This window comes from Pseudomonas sp. Pc102, assembly GCF_018408275.1.
GTDB lineage: Bacteria > Pseudomonadota > Gammaproteobacteria > Pseudomonadales > Pseudomonadaceae > Metapseudomonas > Metapseudomonas tohonis.
Window position 1 is genome coordinate 1,195,220 of record NZ_AP021905.1, and the last position, 24,249, is coordinate 1,219,468.

20 protein-coding genes are annotated in these 24,249 nt (G+C 62.8%); 2 read left to right on the forward strand and 18 right to left on the reverse strand.

What is annotated here, in order from left to right:
• Positions 1-52: 52 nt before the first annotated feature.
• On the reverse strand, positions 53-535 hold the full coding sequence (locus tag PHLH3_RS05670) for an Lrp/AsnC family transcriptional regulator (RefSeq protein WP_213628521.1): 483 nt from the start codon (positions 533-535) through the stop codon (positions 53-55).
• A gap of 131 nt (positions 536-666) precedes the next feature.
• Here PHLH3_RS05670 and PHLH3_RS05675 point away from each other — a divergent pair, with 131 nt between their 5' ends.
• Complete coding sequence (locus PHLH3_RS05675) at positions 667-1,302, forward strand: LysE family translocator (RefSeq protein ID WP_213628522.1); 636 nt, start codon at positions 667-669, stop codon at positions 1,300-1,302.
• Positions 1,303-1,402: 100 nt separating this feature from the next.
• Here PHLH3_RS05675 and PHLH3_RS05680 read toward each other — a convergent pair whose 3' ends face one another.
• From PHLH3_RS05680 to PHLH3_RS05715, 8 genes are all read right to left on the reverse strand, one after another.
• A complete protein-coding gene (locus PHLH3_RS05680) occupies positions 1,403-2,374 on the reverse strand; it encodes a peptide ABC transporter ATP-binding protein (protein ID WP_213628523.1) in 972 nt (323 codons plus the stop codon).
• A complete protein-coding gene (locus tag PHLH3_RS05685) occupies positions 2,374-3,345 on the reverse strand; it encodes an ABC transporter ATP-binding protein (RefSeq protein WP_213628524.1) in 972 nt (323 codons plus the stop codon). Before PHLH3_RS05685 ends, PHLH3_RS05680 begins: the two co-directional genes overlap by 1 nt.
• A 10-nt stretch (positions 3,346-3,355) precedes the next feature.
• The gene (locus PHLH3_RS05690) at positions 3,356-4,258 is read right to left on the reverse strand and encodes an ABC transporter permease subunit (protein WP_043244191.1); all 903 of its coding nucleotides are present in this window, start codon (positions 4,256-4,258) and stop codon (positions 3,356-3,358) included.
• Positions 4,259-4,267: 9 nt separating this feature from the next.
• Complete coding sequence (locus PHLH3_RS05695) at positions 4,268-5,278, reverse strand: ABC transporter permease subunit (protein ID WP_213628525.1); 1,011 nt, start codon at positions 5,276-5,278, stop codon at positions 4,268-4,270.
• Between the two features lie 114 nt (positions 5,279-5,392).
• Positions 5,393-6,964 (reverse strand): ABC transporter substrate-binding protein, encoded by a 1,572-nt coding sequence (locus tag PHLH3_RS05700; protein ID WP_244863053.1) that lies wholly within the window; start codon positions 6,962-6,964, stop codon positions 5,393-5,395.
• 51 nt (positions 6,965-7,015) lie between these two features.
• Complete coding sequence (locus PHLH3_RS05705) at positions 7,016-8,461, reverse strand: OprD family outer membrane porin (RefSeq protein WP_244862984.1); 1,446 nt, start codon at positions 8,459-8,461, stop codon at positions 7,016-7,018.
• A gap of 243 nt (positions 8,462-8,704) precedes the next feature.
• Positions 8,705-10,306, reverse strand: a complete 1,602-nt coding sequence (locus PHLH3_RS05710; RefSeq protein WP_213628527.1) for an ABC transporter substrate-binding protein — start codon at positions 10,304-10,306, stop codon at positions 8,705-8,707.
• A 277-nt stretch (positions 10,307-10,583) separates the two neighbouring features.
• A complete protein-coding gene (locus PHLH3_RS05715) occupies positions 10,584-11,147 on the reverse strand; it encodes a cupin domain-containing protein (protein WP_173173261.1) in 564 nt (187 codons plus the stop codon).
• A gap of 166 nt (positions 11,148-11,313) precedes the next feature.
• Here PHLH3_RS05715 and PHLH3_RS05720 point away from each other — a divergent pair, with 166 nt between their 5' ends.
• Positions 11,314-12,528, forward strand: coding sequence for a Xaa-Pro peptidase family protein (locus PHLH3_RS05720; RefSeq protein ID WP_213628528.1), 1,215 nt, complete (start codon positions 11,314-11,316; stop codon positions 12,526-12,528).
• Between the two features lie 76 nt (positions 12,529-12,604).
• Here the strand turns inward: PHLH3_RS05720 and PHLH3_RS05725 are convergent, their stop codons facing one another.
• From PHLH3_RS05725 to PHLH3_RS05765, 9 genes are all read right to left on the reverse strand, one after another.
• On the reverse strand, positions 12,605-12,862 hold the full coding sequence (locus tag PHLH3_RS05725; RefSeq protein ID WP_173180033.1) for a hypothetical protein: 258 nt from the start codon (positions 12,860-12,862) through the stop codon (positions 12,605-12,607).
• A gap of 441 nt (positions 12,863-13,303) precedes the next feature.
• Complete coding sequence (locus PHLH3_RS05730; protein ID WP_213628529.1) at positions 13,304-13,780, reverse strand: hypothetical protein; 477 nt, start codon at positions 13,778-13,780, stop codon at positions 13,304-13,306.
• Positions 13,767-14,258 carry an RHS repeat-associated core domain-containing protein gene (locus tag PHLH3_RS05735; RefSeq protein ID WP_244862985.1) on the reverse strand — a complete coding sequence of 164 codons (492 nt, stop codon included), beginning with the start codon at positions 14,256-14,258 and terminating at the stop codon, positions 13,767-13,769. The genes PHLH3_RS05730 and PHLH3_RS05735 overlap by 14 nt, the downstream gene beginning before the upstream one ends.
• 317 nt (positions 14,259-14,575) lie before the next feature.
• On the reverse strand, positions 14,576-15,157 hold the full coding sequence (locus PHLH3_RS05740) for a hypothetical protein (RefSeq protein WP_213628530.1): 582 nt from the start codon (positions 15,155-15,157) through the stop codon (positions 14,576-14,578).
• 283 nt (positions 15,158-15,440) lie between these two features.
• The gene (locus PHLH3_RS05745; RefSeq protein WP_213628531.1) at positions 15,441-15,749 is read right to left on the reverse strand and encodes a hypothetical protein; all 309 of its coding nucleotides are present in this window, start codon (positions 15,747-15,749) and stop codon (positions 15,441-15,443) included.
• Between the two features lie 8 nt (positions 15,750-15,757).
• Positions 15,758-18,685, reverse strand: coding sequence for an RHS repeat-associated core domain-containing protein (locus PHLH3_RS05750; protein WP_213628532.1), 2,928 nt, complete (start codon positions 18,683-18,685; stop codon positions 15,758-15,760).
• Positions 18,686-18,704: 19 nt separating this feature from the next.
• Positions 18,705-20,570 (reverse strand): DUF6531 domain-containing protein, encoded by a 1,866-nt coding sequence (locus PHLH3_RS05755; RefSeq protein ID WP_213628533.1) that lies wholly within the window; start codon positions 20,568-20,570, stop codon positions 18,705-18,707.
• 273 nt (positions 20,571-20,843) lie between these two features.
• The gene (locus PHLH3_RS05760) at positions 20,844-22,433 is read right to left on the reverse strand and encodes an ABC transporter substrate-binding protein (RefSeq protein ID WP_213628534.1); all 1,590 of its coding nucleotides are present in this window, start codon (positions 22,431-22,433) and stop codon (positions 20,844-20,846) included.
• 53 nt (positions 22,434-22,486) lie between these two features.
• Entirely contained in the window at positions 22,487-24,088 is a 1,602-nt protein-coding gene (locus PHLH3_RS05765) for an ABC transporter substrate-binding protein (RefSeq protein WP_213628535.1), read from the reverse strand.
• Positions 24,089-24,249 lie beyond the last annotated feature (161 nt).

Genomic DNA, 24,249 nt, shown 5'->3' on the forward strand with positions numbered 1-24,249 from the left:
CCGCTTGCGCCCCGGGCGTCATTGCCGCGGACGGGGCATCCACTGGATGAGATCACTTCGGCAGGTGGTTCAGGGGCAGCGGCCCGGGCGCCTTGACCGTCTGGATGGCGAAGTTGCTGCGGATGTCGCTGACGCCGGGCAGCGTGATCAGGTGCTGGGTGAGGAACAGCTCGTAGGCGCGCAGGTCGGGCACCACCACCTGGAGCAGGAAGTCCGCCTCGCCGGACACCAGGTGCACCGAGATCACCTCGGGCAGCAGCACCACCGCTTCACGGAAGGCATCGGCGCGGTCGGGGCTGTGGCGCTCGACCTTGATGCCGACGAACACCGTCAGGCCCAACCCCACTTCGTAGCGATCCAGGTCGGCCTGGTAGCCGCGTATCACTCCGGCTTCCTCCAGCAGGCGCACCCGGCGCAAGCAGGGCGAGGGCGACAGGCCGATCTCCTCGGCCAGTTGCACGTTGCTCAGGCGGCCATCGCGCTGGAGGGCGGCGAGGATCTTGTGGTCGAAAGCGTCCAGCTTGAGATTTGGCATAAATGGATGGTCGCTCTGTGGATAAGTGTTGGTTCGTGCCAAACAGCATCCACTTCGTGGCGGAATACGCAAGCACCTGCCCTGGCCTTCGGGCATAGAATTTTCCTCTCGCAGACGTGGAGGAGAAGGTGATGGCGGACATCGGCGTATTCCTGATGGCATTGGCGGTGGCCTACCTCCTGCCGGGGCCGGACATGATCCTGCTGCTGCAGACCGGTGCCCGCCAGGGCCGCGCCCTGGCGCTGGCCACGACGCTGGGACTGGCGGTGGCGCGTGCCTGCCATGTGGCGCTGGCGGGGCTGGGCCTGGCGGTGCTGTTCCGCACCGCGCCCTGGACCTTCGACCTGGTGCGCCTGGCTGGCGCGGCGTACCTGCTGTGGATCGGCGTGCGCATCTTGCAGACGCCGGCCTCGCAGCTGGTGGCTGGCAGCGGCGGGGAGGGGGTTGCCCTGGGCGGCGCCTGGTGGCCGGCGATCCGCCGTGGGCTGTTGACCAACCTGCTCAACCCCAAGGCGCTGCTGTTCTGTTCGGTGCTGCTGCCGCAATTCGTCGACCCGGGAGCGGGGCCGCTGTTCACCCAGTTCGCCCTGCTGGGCGCGGTGCTGGTGGGCGTGGGCCTGGCCTTCGACGCCTGCTATGCGCTGGCCGGCGCCGGCATCGGGCGTTGGCTGGGGCAACGGCCGCTGGCCCAGCGCATCCAGCAGTGGTTGTTCGGCGGCGTGCTGGTGGGCTTCGGGGTGAGGTTGGCGCTGTTGCGGGAGATGTAGGGCAGAGGGAGAGAAGGGCAGCCCTGCGGGCTGCATGGCGACTGAAGTCGCCCCTATGGGAGGAAACGAACCCCATCGTGGCGATGGGGTTCGCGGGCGTTTACGGGGCGATGGTCTCGGCGTGGTGGCAGGCCACCTGGCGGGCGTCCAGCGGGCGCAGCTCGGGGACTTCCACCTTGCAGCGCTCGGTGGCGTAGGGGCAGCGCTTGTGGAAGGCGCAGCCGCTGGGCGGGTCGAGCGGGTTGGGCAGTTCGCCGACGATCTTGATCTTGGGCTTGGCCGGGTCGGGGTGGATGGTCGGCGTGGCCGAGAGCAGCGCCTGGGTGTAGGGGTGCAGCGGGCGGCTGTAGATCAGCTCCGCCGGGCCGATCTCCGCCGGGCGGCCGAGGTACATCACCAGCACATCGTCCGCCACGTGCTGCACCACCGAGAGGTTGTGGGAAATGAACACGTAGCCGGTGTTGAAGCGCTCCTGCAGGTCCATGAACAGGTTGAGCACCTGGGCCTGGATGGAGACGTCCAGCGCCGAGGTGGGTTCGTCCGCCACCAGTACCTTGGGGTTGAGCATCATGGCGCGGGCCAGGGCGATGCGCTGGCGCTGGCCGCCGGAGAACATGTGCGGGTAGCGCTGGTAGTGCTCGGGGCGCAGGCCCACCTGCTGCATCATCGCCTGCACCTGCTCGCGGCGTTCGGCGCGGGACAGCTGGGTGTTGATCAGCAGCGGCTCGGCCAGCTGGTCGCCGATCTTCTGCCGTGGGTTGAGCGATGCGTAGGGGTTCTGGAACACCATCTGCACGTCACGGCGCATCTGCCGGCGCTGGGCGCCGTTGGCGCGGGTGACTTCCTGCCCGGCGATCTGCAGGGAGCCGGAGCTGGGGATCTCGATCAGGGTCAGGGCGCGGGCCAGGGTGGATTTGCCGCAGCCGGACTCGCCGACCACGGCGAGGGTCTTGCCGGCCTGCAGTTCGAAGGACACGCCGTTGAGGGCGCGCACCGTGGCACTGCCCTTGAACAGGCCGCGGGAGATGTCGTAGTGACGGGTCAGGTCACGGGCGGTCAGGACGGCGCTCATCAGGCCACCTCGTCGAGATTCAGGGGGAAGAAGCAGCGCACCGCGCCGTGGTCGTGCGGGTCCAGGGCGGGGCGGCGTTCGCGGCAGCTGGCCTGGGCGTAGGGGCAGCGTGGCGACAGCAGGCAGCCATGGGGCCGGTCGTAGCGGCCGGGGACGATGCCGGGCAGGGTGGCCAGGCGGCGCTGGCCCTGGCTGTGCTCGGGAATCGCCTTGAGCAGCGCTTCGGTGTAGGGGTGGGTGGGCGCGTCGAACAGGCGCGGCACCTCGCCGATCTCCACCGCCTGCCCGGCGTACATCACGCAGACGCGGTCGGCGGTCTCGGCGACCACCGCCAGGTCGTGGGTGATCAGCACCAGGGCCATGTCGTGGTCGCGCTGCAGGTCCAGCAGCAGGTCCATGATCTGCGCCTGGATGGTGACGTCGAGGGCGGTGGTGGGTTCGTCGGCGATCAGCAGCTTGGGTTCGGCGGCGATGGCCATGGCGATGGCCACGCGCTGGCTCATGCCCCCCGACAGCTGGTGCGGGTAGGCGTCGAGGCGGCTGGCGGCGCCGGGGATCTCCACCCGTTCGAGCAGTTCGAGCGCACGCTGGCGGGCGGCCCGGCCCTTGAGGCCGAGGTGCTGGCGCAGCACTTCCTCGATCTGGAAGCCCACGGTGTAGCTGGGGTTGAGGGCGGTCATGGGGTCCTGGAAGACCATGGCCAGGTCCTTGCCGACGATGTGCCGGCGCTGCTTGCCCTTCAGGCGCAGCATGTCGGTGCCGTCGAACTGCATGCTGTCGGCGGTGACCCTGCCGGGGGCGTCGATCAGGCCCATCAGCGCCATCATGGTCACCGACTTGCCGGAGCCGGACTCGCCGACGATGGCCAGCACCTCGCCCTTGTTCACGGAAAGGTCGAGGCCGTCGACCACCGGTACCGCGTTGGCGTCGCCGAAGCGCACGCCGAGGTTCTTGATATCCAGAAGGCTCATGGTGGGCTCCTCAGACGGCATTCTTGAGTTTCGGGTCCAGCGCGTCGCGCAGGCCGTCGCCCATCAGGTTGATCGCCAGCACGCTGAGCAGGATGGTCAGGCCGGGCAGCGAGACCACCCACCAGGCGCGCTCGATGTAGTCGCGGGCGGAGGCCAGCATGGTTCCCCATTCCGGTGTCGGCGGTTGCACGCCGAGGCCGAGGAAGCCGAGGGCCGCGGCATCGAGGATGGCGGAGGAGAAGCTCAGGGTCGCCTGGACGATCAGCGGCGCCATGCAGTTGGGCAGCACGGTGATGAACATCAGGCGGAAGATGCCCGCACCGGCGAGGCGCGAGGCGGTCACGTAGTCGCGGTTGCGCTCGACCATCACCGCGGCGCGGGTCAGGCGCACGTAGGAGGGCAGCGAGACGATGGCGATGGCGATCACGGTGTTGATCAGCCCTGGGCCGAGGATGGCGACGATGGCCACCGCCAGCAGCAGCGAGGGCAGCGCCAGCATGATGTCCATCAGGCGCATGATCAGCATGCCCAGCAGCGGGGCGAAGCCGGCGATCAGGCCGAGGAGGATGCCGGGCAGCAGCGACATCACCACCGAGGCGAGGCCGATCAGCAGCGACAGGCGGGCGCCGTGGATCAGGCGCGAGAGCAGGTCGCGCCCCAGCTCGTCGGTGCCGAGCACGAACTGCCATTGGCCGCCTTCGAGCCAGGCCGGCGGGGTGAGCAGGGCGTCGCGGAACTGCTCGCTGGGGTCATAGGGCGCGATCCAGGGCGCGAACAGCGCGCAGATCACGATGAGGATCATGAAGGCGAGGCCGCCGACGGCGCCCTTGTTGTGGGAGAAGGCCCGCCAGAATTCCTTCATCGGCGAGGGGTAGAGGATGGCCGGTTCGACCGTGTTCTGAGCGATGGTCATGTCGGGTCCTCAGCGCTGGTGGCGGATGCGTGGGTTGGCGAAGCCGTAGAGCACGTCCACGACGAAGTTCACCAGGATCACCAGGCAGGCGATCAGCAGGATGCCGTTCTGCACCACCGGGTAGTCGCGGGCGCCGATCGACTCGATCAGCCATTTGCCGATGCCCGGCCAGGAGAAGATGGTTTCGGTGAGCACGGCACCGGCCAGCAGCGTGCCGACCTGCAGGCCGAACACGGTGAGCACCGGGATCAGCGCGTTGCGCAGGCCGTGGACGAACACCACGCGGGCCGGTGACAGGCCCTTGGCGCGGGCGGTGCGCACGTAGTCCTCGCGCAGCACTTCGAGCATGGCCGAGCGGGTCATGCGGGCGATCACCGCCAGCGGGATGGTGCCCAGCACGATGGCTGGCAGGATCAGGTGGCGCAGGGCGTCGAGGAAGGCGCCTTCCTCGTCGGAGAGCAGGGTGTCGATGAGCATGAAGCCGGTGACCGGCTCGATGTCGTAGAGCAGGTCGATGCGCCCGGAGACCGGCGTCCAGCCCAGCCAGACCGAGAAGAACATGATCAGCAGCAGGCCCCACCAGAAGATCGGCATGGAGTAGCCCGCGAGCGAGATGCCCATCACCCCGTGGTCGAACAGCGAGCCGCGCTTGAGCGCGGCGATCACCCCGGCCAGCAGGCCCAGGGTGCCGGCGAACAGCAGGGCGGCCAGGGCCAGTTCCAGGGTCGCGGGGAACAGCGTGAGGAACTCGTGCCAGACGCTTTCGCGGGTGCGCAGGGATTCGCCCAGGTCGCCCTTGGCGAGCTTGCCGATGTAGTCCAGGTACTGCTCGCGCAGGGGCTTGTCGAGGCCGAGGCGGGTCATCGCCTGGGCATGCATTTCGGGGTCGACCCGGCGTTCGCCCATCATCACCTCGACCGGGTCGCCGGGTATCAGGCGGATCAGCGCGAAGGTGAGCAGGGTGATGCCGAAGAAGGTGGGGATCAGAAGCCCCAGTCGGCGGGCGATGAAACTGAGCATCTCGGGGGTTGACTCCTCAGGTATCACGCCCGCTTCCGTGGGTAACGGTGGGCGGGCGCTGTTCTTGTTGTCGGGCGTCTCGCGGCGATGGGTTGGACCGCCGCGAGACCGCCGTTACTTCACCCGGGTGGTGGCGAAGTTGTTGTTGGACAGAGGGCTGATCACGTAGCCCTCGATATTGCTCCGGCGCACATTGAACAGCTTAGGGTGTGCCAGGGGAATCCATGGGGATTCACGGTGGAAAACCTCCAGGGCCTGTTCATAGAGCTTCGCCCGTTCCGCCGGCTCGCTGACTGTGCGGGCCTTCTGCATCAGCGTTTCGAACGCCTGGTCGCACCAGCGCGCCTGGTTTTCCCCCGACTTGGCTGCCGCGCACGACAGGTTGGGGCTGAGGAAGTTGTCCGGGTCGCCGTTGTCGCCGGCCCAGCCCAGCAGCACCATGTCGTGCTCGCCGCCCTTGGAGCGCTTGAGCAGCTCGCCCCATTCCAGCGAACGGATGGTCATCTGGATGCCGGCCTTGGCCAGATCCGCTTGCATCATCTGTGCCGCCAGCGCGGGGTTGGGGATGGTAGGCGAGGTGCCGTTGCGGATGAAGAGGGTGATCTTCAGGTCCTTCACCCCGGCTTCGGCGAGCAGCGCGCGGGCCTTCTCCGGGTCGTGCGGCCAATCCTCGATCGCGTGGTTGTAGCCCAGCAGGGTCGGCGGGAAGGGGTTGACCGCCACGCTGGCGTTACCCTCGCCGAACACCGCGCGGATCATCGCCTGCTTGTCGATGGCGAGGTTGATGGCCTGGCGCACGCGGGTGTCGTCCAGCGGCTTGTGCTGGGTGTTGATGGCCACGTAGGTGGTCAGCAGGGCGTCGATCTCGTCCACCGCCAGGCGGCTGTCCGTGCGTACGCCGGCGACGTCCTCGGGTTTCGGATAGAGCGCCACCTGGCACTCGCCGGCCCGCGCCTTCTGCAGGCGCACGTTGGGGTCGAGGGTGATGGCGAACACCAGGTTGTCGATCTCGGGCTTGCCGCGGAAGTAGTCCGGGTTGGCCTTGTAGCGCACCTGGGCGTCCTTGGCGTAACGGCTGAAGACGAAGGGGCCGGTGCCGATCGGCAGCTGGTTGAGCTGGTTGGTCTTGCCGGCGGCCAGCAACTGGTCGCCGTACTCGGCCGAGTAGATGGAGGCGAAGGGCATGGCCATGTCCGCCAGGAAGGGCGCCTCCGGGTGGGTGAGGGTGAAGCGCACGGTGAGCGCGTCGACCTTCTCCACGGACTTGATCAGCTCACGCATGCCCATGGCGTCGAAGTAGGCGTAGCCGCGCTGCGCCGACTCGTGCCAGGGGTGCTTGGGGTCGAGGGCGCGCTGGAAGGTCCAGACCACGTCGTCGGCATTGAAGGGCCGGCTCGGGGTGAACCAGTCGGTGGCGTGGAACTTCACGTCCGGGCGCAGGCGGAAGGTGTAGACCAGGCCGTCGTCGCTGATCTCCCAGCTGGTGGCCAGGCCCGGGACCAGCTCGGTGGTGCCGGGCTTGAAGGCGAGCAGGCGGTTGAACACGGTCTCGGCGGTGGCGTCGGCGGTCACCGCGCCGGTGTACTGCACGATATCGAAGCCCTCGGGCGCGGCTTCGGTGCACACCACGAGGTTCTGGGCCTGGGCGCTGGCGGCGAGGGCGGCCAGCAGGGGCAGGTAACGCATCTTCATGTCGAATCCTCCAGGCGCCGGCGCGGGGCCGGCGCCGCATCCGTGTCAGAGCAGGTCGAAGGGGAAGGTGCTGACGATACGCAGCTCGTTCACGCTGCCGTCGATCTGCTGCTTGCTCGCCTTGTGGGACATGTAGGTGACCTTGAAGGTGCTGTCCTTGATGCTCCCGCTCTGCACCTTGTAGGCCGCCATCAGGCCGTATTCACGGTGGTGCTCGTCGTCCATCGCGCGCACTTCGGCGTAGTTGCCGAAGGCGCCGTTGCGGTCGCCGTCGTAGTGGGTGCCGTCGATGTCCCAGCCCTTGGCGTACCAGGCGGTGGTGGAGAGGCCGGGGACGCCGAAGTAGCTCCAGTCGGTCTCGTAGCGGATCTGCGCGGACTTCTCGTTCGGGCTGTTGTAGTCCGACAGCAGGGAGTTGGCCAGGTAGATGGCGGCCGTCTCGTGGATGTAGTCGAAGTACTCGTTGCCGTCGACCTGCTGCCAGGCCAGGGTCAGCGCGTGGGCCTGGTGGGCCAGGGTGAAGGCCAGGCTGAAGGTGTCGTTGTCGATGTAGCCGGCCTTGCGGTCGCCGGTGTCGCGGGTGCGGTAGCCGTTGAAGGCGGTGCGCAGCGACAGGGTCTCGCGGTCGCCCAGGTCGTGGGCCACGCTCAGGTAGTACTGGTCCCAGACATCCTCGAAGCGGCCGGCGTAGACGGCGACCTCGAGGTTATCCAGCGGCTTGTAGTTGCCGCCGAGGTAATGCATGTGGTCGCCCGTGACCTCGCGGGTGCCATATTCGGTGGTGAAGGCTTCGTCACCGGCGCCGGTACGCGGGCTCGCGCGGCGGAAGCTGCCGGCCTGCAGGGCGAGGCCATCGAATTCCTCGCTGGTCACCGCGTAGCCGGTGAAGCTGGAAGGCAGGGCGCGGTTGTCGATGTAGCTGAGCACCGGGGTGTCCACCAGGAAGCGGCCGGCCTTGAACTCGGTATTGGAGGCGCGCAGGCGCACGTTGGCGACGCCGAGCTTGGACCACTCCTCCTGGCCGTGGCCGTTGCTGTCGGCCAGGGTGCGGTTGCCGCCACCGCCGATGCGGCCCTTGCCGCGTTCCAGGTTGATGGCATTGAAGGCGGCGACGTCCAGGCCGAAGCCGATGGTGCCTTCGGTGTAGCCGGAGCTGTATTTCAGCTGGGTGCCCTGCACCCAGGCGCGGCGGCTGTGGGTGCGCTGCGGGCCGTCATCCTTGGGGATGGTGAAGCCGAAGCCGTCCTTCATCTGCTCGCGGGCGGCGAAGTTGCGGGTGGTCAGGGTCAGGCTCTGGCCTTCGAGGAAGCCGGTGGCGCCGGCCTGGCCCTTCACCGGTTTCTCCACCGACGGGATGTTCTGCACCTGGGCGGCGTAGCTGGGGTTCTCGGGCACCGGCGGGACCTTTTCCTCTTCGGCGGCGAAGAGGTGCGCGCTGGCAGCCATCAGCGCCAGTCCCAGGGTTGCTCGTTGGAAGGGGGTGGATTTCATCACGTGTGCTCCTTTTTTGTTATCGCTTCTTCATCGAAACAAGGAACGCTCATGCGGACTGCCGCCGACGCCGGGCAAGCCGGTGCCGACGCGCGCAAGCGCTGCATCCTTGCGAACTCGTTGGGGCAGGTATGAAAGGGGCCTCCTCCGATCTGGCGTCGGATGGAGATGGGTTCACGGGGTGGCCCGGAAGGGGCCGCGAAAGCCGGCGGGCGTGGGGCCCGCCGGGCTCGTCAGGTACGGCTAGGGCGCATTGGCCACGCCGTAGAAGGAGTTGGTGGAGAAGGGGCTGATCTTGAAGCCCTGCACGCTCTTGCTCATGGGCTGGTAGACGGTGGAATGGGCGATCGGGGTGATCGGCACTTCACGTCGCAGCAGTTGCTGGGCCTGCTTGTACAGCTCGGTGCGCTGGGCCTGGTCGGTGACGTTCTTGGCTTGCTTGACCAGCTTGTCGTAGTCCTGGTCGCACCACTTGGAGAAGTTGTTGCCGTTGATCGAGTCGCAACCGTAGAGGGTGCCGAGCCAGTTGTCCGGGTCACCGTTGTCGCCGGTCCAGCCGATCAGCATGGCGTCGTGCTCGCCGGCGTGGGCGCGCTTGATGTACTCGCCCCATTCGTAGCTGACGATGCGCGCCTTGATGCCGACCTTGGCCCAGTCGGCCTGGAGCATCTCGGCCATCAGCCGCGCGTTGGGGTTGTAGGGGCGCTGCACGGGCATGGCCCAGAGGGTGATCTCGGTGCCTTCCTTGACGCCGGCGGCCTTGAGCAGCTCGCGGGCCTTCTCGGGGTTGTACTCGCTGCCCTTGATGGTCTCGTCGTAGGACCACTGGGTCGGCGGCATGGCGTTGACCGCGAGCTGGCCGGCGCCCTGGTAGACGGCGTCGATGATGGCGGGCTTGTTCACCGCCATGTCCAGCGCCTGGCGCACCTCCACCTTGTCGAAGGGGGCGTGGGTGACGTTGTAGGCGATGTAGCCGAGGTTGAAGCCGGGGTTCGACGGCACCTGCAGCTTGGCGTTCTGCTTCAGCGACTCGAGGTCGGCGGGGCGCGGGTTGAGGGTGATCTGGCACTCGCCGGCCTTGAGCTTCTGCGCGCGGACGGAGGCGTCGGTGTTGATGGAGAAGATCAGGTTGTCGATCTTCACCTCGTCCGGCTGCCAGTAGTCCTTGTTGCCGGCGAAGCGGATCTGCGCGTCCTTCTGGTAGCGCTTGAACACGAAGGGGCCGGTGCCGATGGGCTTCTGGTTCAGCTCGGCGGCCTTGCCGGCCTTGAGCAGCTGGTCGGCGTATTCGGCCGAATGCACCACGGCGAAGGGCATCGCCAGGTTCTGGATGAAGGCCGCGTCCACGGTGTTGAGGGTGAAGCGCACGGTGTGCGCGTCGACCTTCTCGACCTTGGCGATGTTCTTGTCCAGGCCCATGTCGGTGAAGTAGGGGAACTCGCTGGGGTACGCCTTACGGAACGGGTGCTCCTTGTCGATCATGCGCTGGAAGGTGAAGAGCACGTCGTCGGCGTCGAATTCGCGGGTGGGCTTGAAGTAGTCGGTGGTGTGGAACTTCACGCCCTGGCGCAGGTGGAAGGTGTAGCTCAGGTTGTCCGGGGAGATGTCCCACTTCTCGGCGAGGGCGGGGACGGCCTGGGTGCTGCCACGTTCGAACTGCACCAGGCGGTTGAACAGGGTTTCGGAAGCCGCGTCGAAATCGGTGCCGGTGGTGTACTGGCCGGGGTCGAAGCCCGCCGGGCTGCCCTCTGAGCAGAACACCAGGTTGCTGGCGGCGGAAACGAATGGGGAACCGAGAAGCAGGCCTGCGGCGAGCAGGGCCTGGATGGGGGTGTTCTTGCGCATGCAAACCTCAATTTGTTCTTTTTCTGAGGGCGTCACGTGCGTTGCGGCCTTTTGGACCGAGCACATGGATCGGTACACCCCGCTGCATTCCGGTTCCCTGGTCGGGTGCGCCGGCCCTTTGCAGCGGTAAGCGGCGTTGCCATGGGTCCATCCCCGGCAATCAGCCGAGGCCGAAATTAAGTCATGCTGAAATTCCGGTCAATAGAAATTAAGCGCGACTAACATTGGTGCGTCGCGGGACTGCGCATTCACGCTGGAGAGGGGGCGGGACAGGGCCTCAGGAGGCGCTGTGATCGTCGAACAGCGGCATGGTGGTGATGGTCAGGACCTCGGCCATCTCGCTGCCGGCATTGGCCAGGCAATGGGTCTTGCCTGCATCGAAGTGCACCGAATCGCCGGCGCTCAGGGGATATTGCCGACCCTCGATCGTGTAGATGATCTGCCCGGAAAGCACGTAGGCGAACTCCGAGCCCTCGTGGGCGATGAGTTCCGACTGGTAGCCCACCGGCATGTTCATCTTCACCGCGTTGAGCAGGTTGCCGGGGAACGAGGTGGACAGGCGCTCGTAGGCCAGCGGCTGGCCCTCGATGGTGTAGCGCACGCGCTCGCCCTGGTGCGAATCGGGTTGCGGCTGCGGCGGCTGGTCGAACAGGACGTTGAGCGGGACGTTGAGGGATTTGGCGATGTTCGCCAGCGAGGAGATCGACACGCCGGTGAGATTGCGCTCCGCCTGGGAGAGGAAGCTGGCGGTGAGGCCGGACTCGCTCGCGACTTCGTTCAGGGTCTTCTTGGCGGCGCGTCTGTAACGGCGCAAGCGTTCTCCGATGCGATCTACGGACATGGCGAGGGCTCTTGTTGGAAGGCGGCCAGTATAACGGGACGGGGCCCGCGTGAAAGCGTTGCCGGCTGCGGGCTGATTTTAAGTGGGACTGAAAATTTGCTTTGACCTCTATTTAAGTCTCACTTAAATTTCGCCGCAATTGTCGGACAATGAAGAGGTACCAGTGATGACCAGGGGTGTAGGCGGCAGTACGCCGGAGCAGGCGCTCGCCGGATTGCATGACATGACCGCCGGGAGCAGCCCCATCGGGCTGGCTGAATACAGGGCCCGGATTGATCGCGCCCAGGCCTTCATGCAGGAAGAGGGCATCGCCGCCCTGTACCTCAACGCAGGCAGCAATCTGCGCTATTTCACCGGCGTGCAGTGGCACCCAAGCGAACGCCTGGTGGGCGCGCTGCTGCCCGCCAGCGGCGAACTGCAATACATCGCCCCGGCGTTCGAGGAAGGCACGGTGCGCGACTTCCAGGTTGTCCCGGGCACGATCCGCACCTGGCAGGAACACGAGAACCCCTATCGCCTGCTGCTGGACATGCTCGCCGGTCTGAACCTGGCGACCGATGCCCGGGTGGCGCTGTGCCCGAGCCTGCCGTTCTTCATGTTCGACGGCATCCGCCGCGAGGGCAGCGGCTACGACTTCATCGACGGCGCCCGGGTGACCGGCCACTGCCGCCAGCGCAAGTCCGCCGCCGAGATCGCCCTGATGCAACGGGCCAAGGACATGACCCTGGAAGTGCACAAGGCCGCCGCCAGCATCCTGCGCGCCGGCATCAGCACCACCGAGGTCGAGGAGTTCATCCACCAGGCGCACCGTCGCGTCGGTGCCACGGGTTCCTACTTCTGCATCGTGCTGTTCGGCCCCGCCAGCGCCTTCCCCCACGGCGTGCGCGAGCCGCAGGTGCTCAAGGACGGCGACATGGTGCTGGTCGACACCGGCTGCAAGCTCCACGGCTACATCTCCGACATCACCCGCAGCTACGTCTTCGGCACCCCGAGCGAACGCCAGCGCACCTTCTGGAACTTCGAAAAGGCCGCGCAGCTGGAGGCCTTCGAAGCCGCCCGCCTCGGCGCCCCCTGCGAATCGGTGGACGCCGCCGCCCGCCGCTCCCTGGAAGCCAACGGCCTGGGCCCGGACTACCAGCTCCCCGGCCTGCCGCACCGCACCGGCCACGGCATCGGCCTGGACATCCACGAAGGCCCCTACCTGGTACGCGGCGACGCCACGCCGCTGGAGCCGGGAATGTGCTTCTCCAACGAACCGATGATCTGCGTGCCCGGTGAATTCGGCATCCGCCTGGAAGACCACTTCTACATGGCCGAAGACGGCCCGCGCTGGTTCACCCAGCCGAGCCACTCCATTGACGACCCGTTTGGGTTGGGGTGAGCCAATCAAGAAGCCTGCCCGGTAGGGCAGGCTTCTGTTCTTCTCGCTATTGGTTGTTTGGTGGTCAGGGTATTGGCTACTTACCTGGCAACTGCGCCAGCTCTGCCAGTTTGCAGAAGTCTTCATAGTTGTTGCGCGACAGATGGACCATCGCGTCCATCAAGGCGCCTTCCCGGTACCGGCTGAGGTAGGAGTAGTCGGCGCCGTCGCGCAAGGCTGCGAAGTCCAGGAGCAATTCCGCCATCACCTGGGTGGTGTGCAGTCGCGTGTCGAGGTGGTCGACCAACTGCTGGATGCGTTGCTCCTTGTAATCGATCAGAGGGGCGCTATTCATGCCGAGGCCTCCTTTGTGGATACGTGGAGGGGGTGAGCAAGAGGGGCATAAGCTTCGTGCATGGTGGTTCTCCGTTATGGGGTCAGGAGCTGGCACCAATTCGCTGTCAATCGAAGGGTGGCAGACCGCGCGGGGTTGACAGACCGGCTAACGGGAACCGGCAGACCGCGAAGGTCTCCCCGCGCGATCTGCCATAGAGCAGAGCAGCTATGAAAGCTGCATGCGTGCCGATGCCTGCAAAAAACATTCGCTGTTTCTCGCATGCACGTCGTGGCGCATTCGCGCCCGTTAGTTTCGGGCTGTCAAACCCGGCCACGGGATTGACCGTGGCCGGGGCAGGATAGGGAGGAGGGGGCGGGAGGGCAAGGGGAGATAGTCGGTATCTATTCAATTGGACTACGCGCGGCCATTTCTTCTCATGAAGCAAACGGCACTGAGCTTTTAGCTGTTGAGAGAGGCTAGCAATTCTTGAATTTTCATGTCGTCTTCAAAGTTTGTGTACATGTGCATGACTCCTTTTGCTTCGGATTTCAGGCCTAATTCGAGTCTCGCATTTATTCCTCCAATTATGGAGTTCAACAATATTTTTCGTGATTTCTTGGCAGCGTCATCAAAGAAAGTGATGGAATTTTGCGTATTGTCTTCTACGGCGTAGCAAAAATACCCAAGTTCCATGAGCGTTTCAGGGTTTTCTGGATCAAGTGCTAGGGCCGAAAATAGAGCTTCTTTTGCATCATCTAAAGTATAGCCTTGTGAGTCCTCTGCTAGCTGTATTGCTGTTGATTTCATTATTAGTAAGCTAGGGGTGAGCTGCTCGTTTTTTAGTTTTTTGTATTCCTCAATGACTAGGTTGAATGACTTCTCTTTCATTAGTCTGGAGATTTTTTTAAAGGCGTCGGAAGGGTCATAATTTGTCATGAAGTCGCTCCTGCTGCTCAATTAGCTTTTTCATTTTCTTCGCCTTGTTCGCGATTTCTCCACTGCCCTTTGCCAATTTGCATATCTCGGCATAAGAGTGGCCCTCAAGCTCGCTTGCGTATGATGCTGATTGCCTTGTTTTGCCTCTAATCAAGTCTCTTGCTGGAGTTAGTGCTCGTCTGATTATCGCATTTTGGGCGGGGCTGGCTGTTGCCTCCATTATTGTTTGCAGCTCTGCCACATCACCGCGACTGATGGCCTGCGTAATTGCTTTGTCGACTGTAGTTTGCTGAAGGCCAAACTCATCAATAAAGATCAAGGGGTTGGCATTGACATACCCATAAGTATTCAACCCACCCTTCAACCCAATCGGATCACTCTCTACGTACCGACCCGTCTCCGGATCATAATCCCTGAAGTAGTTGTAGTAGAGCGCACTGTGCGCATCGGCGACTTGGCCCGGAAAGCGCAGGATCACATCGATATTGCCGTCATATGTGCGGTAACGCCACTATCTCGATCAACTGGCAAGAATCACGTGAGCGACTTGCATGGTCTTGGTCAGTGCTTCTAGCTAATTATCCTCGAGGAAAGGGCGGCAGACCGCGAAAGCCATCGCGTGCCATCTGCCTTAGAACAGGGTTGTTCTGAACGCTGCACTTGGACCGAGACATTGAAAAATGTTGTTTCTAACCCTGCCTCTGCAGCGTATCTCCATTCGTTAGCTACGACATATTAATACCGGTCACGGAGTTGGTCGTGGCCGGAGTATATATGTCGAGAGCACGATTGCAGTTATTGATATTGCACTCTGTTTTTTATGGATTGGCTCAAGGACTTGAGTTCTCTGAACTCTTCTCTAGCCAGTCTTTCTTGAGCGCTAGACAGTAATTTTTCATATCGATCTAGATCGGTTTTAGATGGGGTTTTCTGATTTGATATGAATTTTGAGTACTCGCTCAGTACCGGGTAAGGATGCTCTGTGGTGGAGGATTTTTTCACTAGTTCAAATAGTGTCTCGTTTAGCGAATTTAATTGATATTTTTCTGCTATATGAATGGTTGCGATGGTTGCTGTGGGATCGCCACTCTCCGCGGATTTCAACGCGCTAGTAAGCCCGTAGTCAATTTCATTGTCATTCTCTAGGAGCTGAAGGAATATTTTATTTAACTCTATATTTCCTTGAAGAGATGCGCGTCTAGCAACTAATTTTGCTTCTTGCTTCCGATTACATTCAAGCAAAAGTACTACGGTATTAATGTCGTTGCCCTTGGTGGAAGCAGGGCAGCTTGGTGCATATGCTTGGGTGGCTTGGTTTTGGCTGGTGCACGATGCCAAGATTAGTGTTATAGGGATTGTAAAGATTTTAATGTTCATTTGAAGTCCCTTCATGCTACAGGCTGAGAGTAATCTGGTTTGGCAGGGTTTGAAGACGGAATGGAGCGGTAAGGGGGGTAGCCATTAAGTTGTTGTGCCGTTTGGTTTGTGTTTTTCATTCACCAAACTTTCTCTGTAGGTCCGCTCGTATTGTACTGGATATAATGCGAGCAATTTAGTATGGGGCATTCTTTCAGCGGTATTGCAGCTTGTCATTTGGCGTGGAAGCGCTACGCCTTTGGGCGCAGCGCAGTTGCATCGCAGAGTAATGGGGCCCCAATGGTTAGTTCCAGATAATAATTTGACCGTTAGGTAGAACTAACTCAATGGCTTCAGGCCCTATCCAGGATTGGCTGTCTAGATGTATTTCTATGGACGCCCCGCTTTGGAATTCTATGCTGATTTTCTCTTCGTTTTCTGCGACTGATTTAATCTTGTCACCAATTATCTGTTTTGGGTGGGCTGATAGAAACTGGTGTTTGTTGAATACGGATAGTTTGGACGTGTCATTGAATGTAATTCCAGTGACTTCATTGTCGGTGTATGCATCCGCTACAATTTTATCCACTAGCGCTGTTAAGTAGGATTTCATCGGTACTCCTAGTCGATTGGGTAGTGGCCGGCAGTATTGGGTAAGGTTTTCCCCGTTGTAGGGTCAACTCCTTGTGGGCGCGGGCTAGAGGAGTTTGTATATCGTATGTACCCGTCTGGGTAACCAGGGCTATTACCCTTGGGTTGAGTGGCATTCATTATTCTCATGGTGGTTACCTGTCTGTTGTTTCCACCACTTCCTCCGATAAAGGCTGATCCAGTAATGTTTCCGCTTTGGTTGATTACTGGTCGAGGACCTACTGCGCCTTGTGGTACTGGATACGCTGTCCCACCTGGAGTGACAATATAGTTTGGAGAGTAGGAGCCATAATTTCCTGATGAGGCTCCAACGCCGCAGTAACCGGCATTCCTTGCGTTGCTCAGATACTGCTGCAGGTTCTGTATGTCACTTTGGTTGTATCGAGAGTTTCCCGATCTTACAGTCTGGTATTGGAAGGATGGGTCGTATCTCCGGATCTGAGAGCTTAATGAGTTAACCTGGAGATTAACCAGAGCTTGACCGGGTGGTGGTGCCATGGAGCCGCGACGACTCGGGCGTATTCCACGACGACCTTCAGAGTCTATTAGGCTCAGAGGGTCACCATTTACATATAGATATGTATTTAATCCGCCATTAAGCCCAATCGGATCACTCTCCACATACCGCCCAGTCTCCGGATCGTAGTCCCTGAAGTAGTTGTAGTAGAGCGCACTGTGCGCATCGGCGACTTGGCCGGGGAAGCGCAGGATCACATCGATGTTGCCGCCATAGGTGTTGGGCTGCCCCACACCAAAGGCATCGCTCTGCCAGCTCCACACCAGGTTGCCGCCCTGGTTGGTGGCCAGGCGCGGGGTGTTGAGGTGGTCGCTGTGCAGGTAGGTGAGGGTGGTGCTGGCGATGGTGGTGCCGGCGGCGTCGTAGCCGAGGTCGATCTGGGCGATGGGCAGGCTGTCGAGCCAGACGTAGTAGCTGGCTTTGCTCTTCTTGCCGCTGCTGGTGTAACGCACCTGCCCGAGCACTTGGCCGTCGGGGCCGTAGAGGTAGGTGTAGGGCGTGTGGGCGCTGCCTTGCTGCACATCTTTGAGCACGCGCTGGCCGAGGGCGTTGTAGGCGTAGCTGGCGATGGGTGTGCCGGCGTCATCGGTGACGGCGTTGAGGCGGCCCTGGTCGTCGTAGGTGTAGCGGCGGCTCTGGCTGTAGCGGGTGTAGTTGCCGGCGGCGTCGGCTTCGACGGCGTAGCTGGTGCTGCGTTGGGCGAGGCGGTTGCTGTCGGGGGCGTAGTGCAGGGTCTGCTTGGCGGTCTGCGCTTCGCTGCCGTTGCTGGTGGCGTAGGTGGTGCGCGAGCTGCGGTTGCCGGTGGCGTCGTAGGCGTAGGCCTTGCGGCTGGCGGCGGCCTTTTCCTCGGTCAGGCGATCGAGGGCGTCGTACTGGTAGTCGAGGCTGCCGAACAGGCTGTGGGCGTGCGCGGTGATGTTGCCGTTGGCGTCGTGGCTGTAGCTGCTCTGCCAGTTGCCGACCTGCTGGGCGGTGAGCTGGTAGTCCTGGTCGTAGGTGCGGCTGAGGACGATGCCGTTGTTCCAGGTGAGGCTCTTGAGCGGCCCGAAAGGGGCGTAGCCGATGTTGCTGGCGAGGCTGGTGGGGGTTGCGCTGCCTACCGCGAAACCGACCTGGCTGACCTGGCCGGCGGCGTTGCGGCTGTAGTGGATGCTGAAGCCGGCCGGGTAGTCGATGCGGATGAGGTTGTTGGCGGCGTCGTAGGCGTAGCCGAGGGTGTCGTATTGATCACTCCCCAGCACGGACACGGAGCGCAGCTGCTCGATGAGGTTGCCGCGCTCGTCGTACTTGTAGCCGAGCACGCCGCTGGCGTCCTGCACGGCGGTGAGGCGGCCCACCCCTTTGTTGCCGTTGGCGGTCATGTCGTAGTGGTACTGGACGTTGAGCGCGGGGGTGGCGGGGTACTGGCGGCCGGTGAGGCGGTCGAGGGCGTCGTAGCTGTAGGTGGTGACGATGCCGCGGGCGTCGGTCTTGCGGATGACGTTGCCGGCGGCGTCGTGCTGGTAGGTGGTGGTGCCGGTGTCGGGGCTGATGAGTTGGGTGAGGTTGCCGAGGCCGTCGTATACGTAGCGGGTGGTGACGCCGCGCGGGTCGACGACCTGGGTGAGGTTGTCCTGGGCGTCGTAGCCGAGGCGGGTGACCTTGTTCAGCGGATCGGTGCTGGAGACCAGGCGGTCGAGGGCGTCATAGGCCTTTGTGTGGGCGAACTGGCGCGGGTTGGTGTCGGTGGTGGGGTTGTCGTTGAGGTCGTACTGCTGGCTGTGGGTCTGGCCGCCGGCCCCGACCGAGCGCAGCAGGCGGCCGAGCTCGTCGTACACCCACTGTTGCTGCTGGGTGAGGTTGTTGGAGGCGTCCTTGATGCGCTGGGCGGTGCGGTTGCCCATGGCGTCGAGGTCGAACTCGACCTGCTCGCCGAGGTTGTTGGTGATCCTGGTCAGGCGCCGGGCATCGTCCCAGGTGTAGGCAAGCCAGCTGCCGTCGCCCCGGGTGACCTTGGTGATCTGGCCGATGGCGTCGTGCTCGAAGGCGGTGGTGCCGCCGCCGACGCTGACCGAGGCGAGCCAGCCCTGCGGGGTGTAGGTGAGGGCGGTGGTGACGCCGTTGGGGTCGATGACGGTTTGCGGGTTGCCGTAGCTGTCGAAGCTGGACAGCTGGGTGATGTGGCCGAGGCCGTTGGTGACGCTGGTGAGGTGGCCCTGGGCGTCGTAGGCGTAGCGGGTGACGTCCTGGACATCGGTACGCGGGCCATCGGCGGTTTCGATCTGGCCGCTGGCGGTGTAGGTGTAGCTCCAGTTGCGCGGCGCGGCCTGGAGGCTGGCGGCGGCGAGGGTGCCGGCCAGGGCGAGCGTGAGGACGCTCAAGCGGTGGTGCAGGGGTTTCATGGGCAAGTCCTTGTGCGGATCAGCGCTGGCTGACGCTCTGGCTGAGTGGGCGTCCTTGGTCGTCGTAGCTGTAGGTGGTGATGCGGTCGGGCTCGGTCACGGTGGCCGGCAGGAACAGGGTCGGGTGCCAGGTGGTGGTGATGGTGCGTGCCTGGGGCGTGCCGAAGGCTTCGGTGCGGGACACCTCGAGGCCACGGTCGTTGTAGTCGAAGGTGGTGATGTTGCCCTTGTTGTCGGTACGGGTCTTCACCAGGCCACGGTCGTCGTAGGTGAAGGTGGAGTTGCTGTTGGGGCAGTTGGCCGAGGGTTCGCCTTCGATGGCGGTGATGCGCCGTATGCCCTGGATGGTCTGGAAGCGGTAGGTGGTGCGCTTGCCGAGGGCATTAGTGACGGTGGAGGAGCCGTCGGCGTTGTAGCTCACCAGGGTGCGTTCGGCGCCGCCGGCGTGCTCGCTGGAGATGGCACGGCCCTGGTCGTCGTAGGTCCAGGTGGCGTAGCGGATACCGCGTTCGTCGGTGATGTCGGTGAGGAGGTTGGGGGCGGATTTAACACCATATGAATATGTTCGTTTTGAGTGAATTCCGTTTGCTGTTTTGATGACACTCACCAAGCGGCTGATGTCGTTGTAGCTATAAGTAAATGTTGCGTTGGGTGTCGTGATTTTCAGGGGTTGCTTTTGTGTGTCCTCGGTAATGGTTATCTTGAAGCCGGATTTATCAATTACTTCGATAAGGCCGTTTGAGTAGGTGATGTCATAACTGAGATCGGCTGATCGGTGCGCAGAGACTCGTCCGGTGCTGTTGAACGTATCTGAAGAGTTGTCGCTGTTGTAAAGCGTCCATGCGTCATTTTCTTTCTTTAGAATGCGCCCGTAGCCATTGATGGGTGTGGCCAGCTCTCCAGTTATTCTGAAGTATGACTCCGCGCCATCATTATCGGTCAGTACAAGAACGGTATCTCCTGTGCGAAGCTCTTTGGAATAGTTGTGCCGCCATAAGCCATCGATGCTATTAAATTGTCTGGTTATCTCCAGGTCCGAATGTTTGATCTGGCCTAAATCGGTTTCGATTTGTAGTTTGTTTCCAGTTGCAAAGTTTATGGGGTTGCCCGCGAGACTATTTGTTCCAGTGCAACTGTTGGCGTGTGGAGTACCTTTGTTCATAGGGGAGTGCGATAGCTTTTTGCAAGAGCCATCAATCTGGACAAGTAAAGGGTCTGAATCGCTATGGTTGCTACGCTCTTGGCAGATCTGGCCGACATTGATATTTTCAGGCGCTTTGCACTCGCCGGTCTGTTCATTGTAGACCTTAGGCAGGGAGCATGTATTTCCTTGGCGGAAAATCTCCACATAAACCCAGTAGTCGGTCCTGGTCTGGTAGTTGCACTTCGCGGCATAACCAGATCCCCAGATTTCAGCAACAGGGTGGGTCATCCCAATAGAAGACACATATGCCTGGCAGACCTTTGCAGGAGTAGATGCTTTGTAAACAATAGAATTATTGATCAGTTGCCAGTAGTAGTCCTCCGCAAAGGAAAACTGTCCCCACACAAGAAGCGATAGGGAAACCAGCAAGCGGGCGAGTTTAAGGGACGTTGCCACGTCTCCATGTACTAAAAATCTATGGCCGCCTCCATCTTTGCAATACAGATCAGCGATAGCCGCTCTGGAAAGCTGGCATCCTTGATTGTTGTCGGTGCAAGTGGTGATGCGGTCAGGCCCAGTGACGGCGGAAGAACCGCCAGCGTTGTAGGCCACGGTCGTCTTTTCCGCATCGCTGGTGCGCTCACTGGATAGTGCGCAGCCCTGGTTGTCGTCGGCGCAGATTGCAGAGCGCACGTCGCATGTGCCGTTGATACCGGTAATGGGGTCAGTACTAATTGACATCGGACTTCCTTGTCACAGAGAGGCAAGGCATCCGCCCTGCGATGCGGCAGTCAACCAATATCCCGGTCGTGTTGCCAGTCCATTTTTCATTTCCGTGATCAGTTTCCACAGCACTGACAAGCGCCGAAGGAGCCTTCAGCGCTTTCTGATTAGCCTCGAAAGTCGAGGCGTAGGACGCCACTGATCCGCCTTGTACTTTCACCTTCGCGTGGTCGCCCATTCCGCAGGCGGTGATGAGTTCGTGTGTCCTTGGCTCTAGCCACTCCCCATCGTTCAGTTTCCCTCCAACCATACCCGCGCAAAGTTGTTCGACCCCAGCGGGCTCATGCGGAAGCCTTCCACTTCGGGGGTGAGGACGTTGAACAGCCTGGGGTGGGCGAGGGGGATCCAGGGGGCTTGTTCGTGGAAGATCGCCAGGGCCTGGCGGTAGAGCTGGGCGCGTGTCTCCCGGTCGTTGTCTGCGCGGGCCTGGCGGATGAGGTCGTCGAACTTTCCATCGCACCAGCCGGCCTGGTTCTCGCCTGATTGTGCGGCGGCGCAGGAGAGGTTGGGGGTGAGGAAGTTGTCCGGGTCGCCGTTGTCGCCCACCCAGCCCATGAACACCAGGTCGTGCTCGCCGTTCTTGGCGCGCTTGATCAGCTCGCCCCATTCGAAGACGCGGATGTCCGCCTGGATGCCGATGGCGGCCAGGTCGGCCTGGAGCATCTGCGCGCCGATGCCGGGGTTGGGGTTGGTGGGGCCGCCGCCGGGGCGGGTCCAGATCGACAGCTTGAGCCCGCTTGCGTGCCCGGCCTCGGCCAGCAGCTGGCGGGCGCGCTCGGGGTCGTGGGGCCAGGGATCGAGGTCGCTGTTGTAGCCCAGCAGGGTGGCGGGGTAGGGGTTGACCGCGGCGCTGGCCGCACCTTCGCCGTACTGGGCGCGGATGTAGGATTTCCTGTCGAAGGCGAGGTTGATCGCCTGGCGCACGCGCACGTCGTCCAGCGGCGGGTGGCGGGTGTTGAGGGCGACGTAGGCGACCATCAGCGCATCCTGTTCCACCAGCTTCACGCCGGGCGCGCCGCGCAGGGCGGGCACGTCGGTGGGCTTGGGGTAGAGGGCCACCTGGCAGGCGCCGGCGCGCAGTTGCTGGATGCGCACGTTGGGGTCGAGGGTGATGGCCAGCAGCAGGCGGTCGCTGGGCGGCTTGCCGTTCCAGTAGTCGGGGTTGGCGAGGAAGCGCACCTGGGCGTCCTTGGCGTAGCGCTGGAAGACGAAGGGGCCGGTGCCCACCGGCTGGCTGTTGAGCGCGTCGGGCGTGCCGGCGGCCAGCAGCTTGGCGGCGTATTCGGCGGAGTAGATGGAGGTGAAGCCCATGGCCAGGTCGGCGAGGAAGGGCGCCTCGGGGTGGCGCAGGACGAAGCGCACGCGGTGCTCGTCGAGCTTCTCGATGCGCTCGATCAACTGGGCGAAGGCCATGGATTCGGCGTAGGGGAAGCCCCGTGGCGAGAGTTCGTGCCAGGGATGCTTCGGGTCGAGCTGGCGCTGGAAGCTCCAGAGCACGTCGTCGGCGTTGAACTCGCGGGCGGGGGTGAACCAGGGCGTGGTGTGGAACTTCACGCCGCGGCGCAGCTGGAAGTCGTAGGTGAGGCCGTCCGGGCTGATGTCCCAGCGTTCGGCGAGGCCCGGTTGCAGGCGGGTGCTGCCGGGGGCGAACTGCACCAGGCGGTCGAAGATCGTCTCGGCGGCGGCATCGCCCGTGGTGGCGGCGGTGAACTGGACGATGTCGAAGCCTTCGGGGCTGGCTTCGGTGCAGACCACCAGCGAGCTGGCGGCGTTGCAGGCGAGCGGCAGGAGCAGGGCGAGGGACGACAGGCATCGGCGCATGGTGCTTCCCTTCGGGGTGGAGGGGCGGGGCCGGGCGGCCCCGCCGATACGGCTTACTTCTCGACGCTCACGCCATAGAAGGAGTTGAGGCCGAAGGGGCTGATGCGGAAGTCCTTCACCGTCTTGCTCATGGGCTGGTTGACGGTGGAGTGGGCGATCGGGGTGATCGGCACTTCACGCTTGAGGATCTGCTGGGCCTCTTTATAGAGGGCGGTGCGCTTGTCCTTGTCGGTGACCGCCTTGCCCTCCTTGATCAGCTTGTCGTAGTCCTTGTCGCACCAGCGCGAGTAGTTGTTGCCGCCGATGGCATCGCAGCCGTAGAGCACGCCGAGCCAGTTGTCCGGGTCACCGTTGTCGCCGGTCCAGCCGATCAGCAGGGCGTCGTGCTCGCCGGCCTTGGCGCGCTTGTTGTACTCGCCCCATTCGTAGGAAACGATCTTGGCCTTTATGCCGATCTTGGCCCAGTCGGCCTGGAGCATCTCGGCCATCAGCTTGGCGTTGGGGTTGTAGGGGCGCTGCACGGGCATGGCCCAGAGGGTGATCTCGGTGCCTTCGGCGACGCCGGCGGCCTTGAGCAGGGCCTTGGCCTTCTCGGGGTCGTAGGCGGGGTCCTTGATGCTGTCGTCGTAGGACCACTGGGTCGGCGGCATGCCGTTGGTGGCGAGCTGGCCGGAACCCTGGTAGACGGCCTTGATGATGGCCGGCTTGTTCACCGCCATGTCCAGCGCCTGGCGCACTTCGAGCTTGTCGAAGGGCTTGTGCTCGATGTTGTAGGCGATGTAGCCGACGTTGAAGCCGGCCTGCTGCGGGACGTCGAGCTTGGGGTCCTTGCGCATGGCGTCGAGGTCGGCCGGGCGCGGGTAGGCGGTGATCTGGCATTCGCCGGCCTTGAGCTTCTGGTAGCGCACCGAGGCGTCGGAGTTGATGGCGAAGATCAGGTTGTCGATCTTCACGTCCTCGGGTTTCCAGTAGTCCTTGTTGCCCTTGTAGCGGATCTGCGCGTCCTTCTGGTAGCGGCTGAAGACGAAGGGACCGGTGCCGATGGGCTTCTGGTTGAGGTCGGCGGCCTTGCCGGCCTTGAGCAGTTGGTCGGCGTATTCGGCCGAGTGGATGGAGGCGAAGCTCATGGCCATGTTCTGGATGAAGGCCGCGTCCACGGTGTTGAGGGTGAAGCGCACGGTGTGCGCGTCGAGCTTCTCCAGCTTGGCGATGTTGGCGTCCATGCCCATGTCGGTGAAGTAGGGGAACTCGGTGGGGTACGCCTTGCGGAAGGGGTGGTCCTTGTCGAGCATGCGCTGGAAGGTGAAGAGCACGTCGTCGGCGTTGAATTCGCGGGTCGGCTTGAAGTAGTCGGTGCTGTGGAACTTCACGCCCGGGCGCAGGTGGAAGGTGTAGGTCAGGCCGTCGTCGGAGATGTCCCACTTCTCCGCCAGGCCGGGTTCGACCGCTGTGCCGCCGCGCTCGAACTGGGTGAGGCGGTTGAAGACCGCTTCGGCCCCCGCGTCGAAGTCGGTGCCGGTGGTGTACTGGCCGGGGTCGAAGCCAGCGGGGCTGCCTTCGGAACAGAAGACCAGGTTGCTGGCGGCGCTGGCGAGCGGTGCGGCGGCGATCAGGCCGGCGGCGAGCAGCGCTTGGATGACGGCGTTTTTACGCATTTTGACCTCATGTCTTGTTGTGGTTGTCATCGTGAGGGGCCCCTTCGTGAGGGACCTTGCAAGAACCTATGCACGGCACATGCCTGAGGCAAGCCGAGGGCAGGGGAGAGTGTAGAAGCTGTGACGAAGGTGTAAGGCGGTGTCGCAAATATGCAAATGAG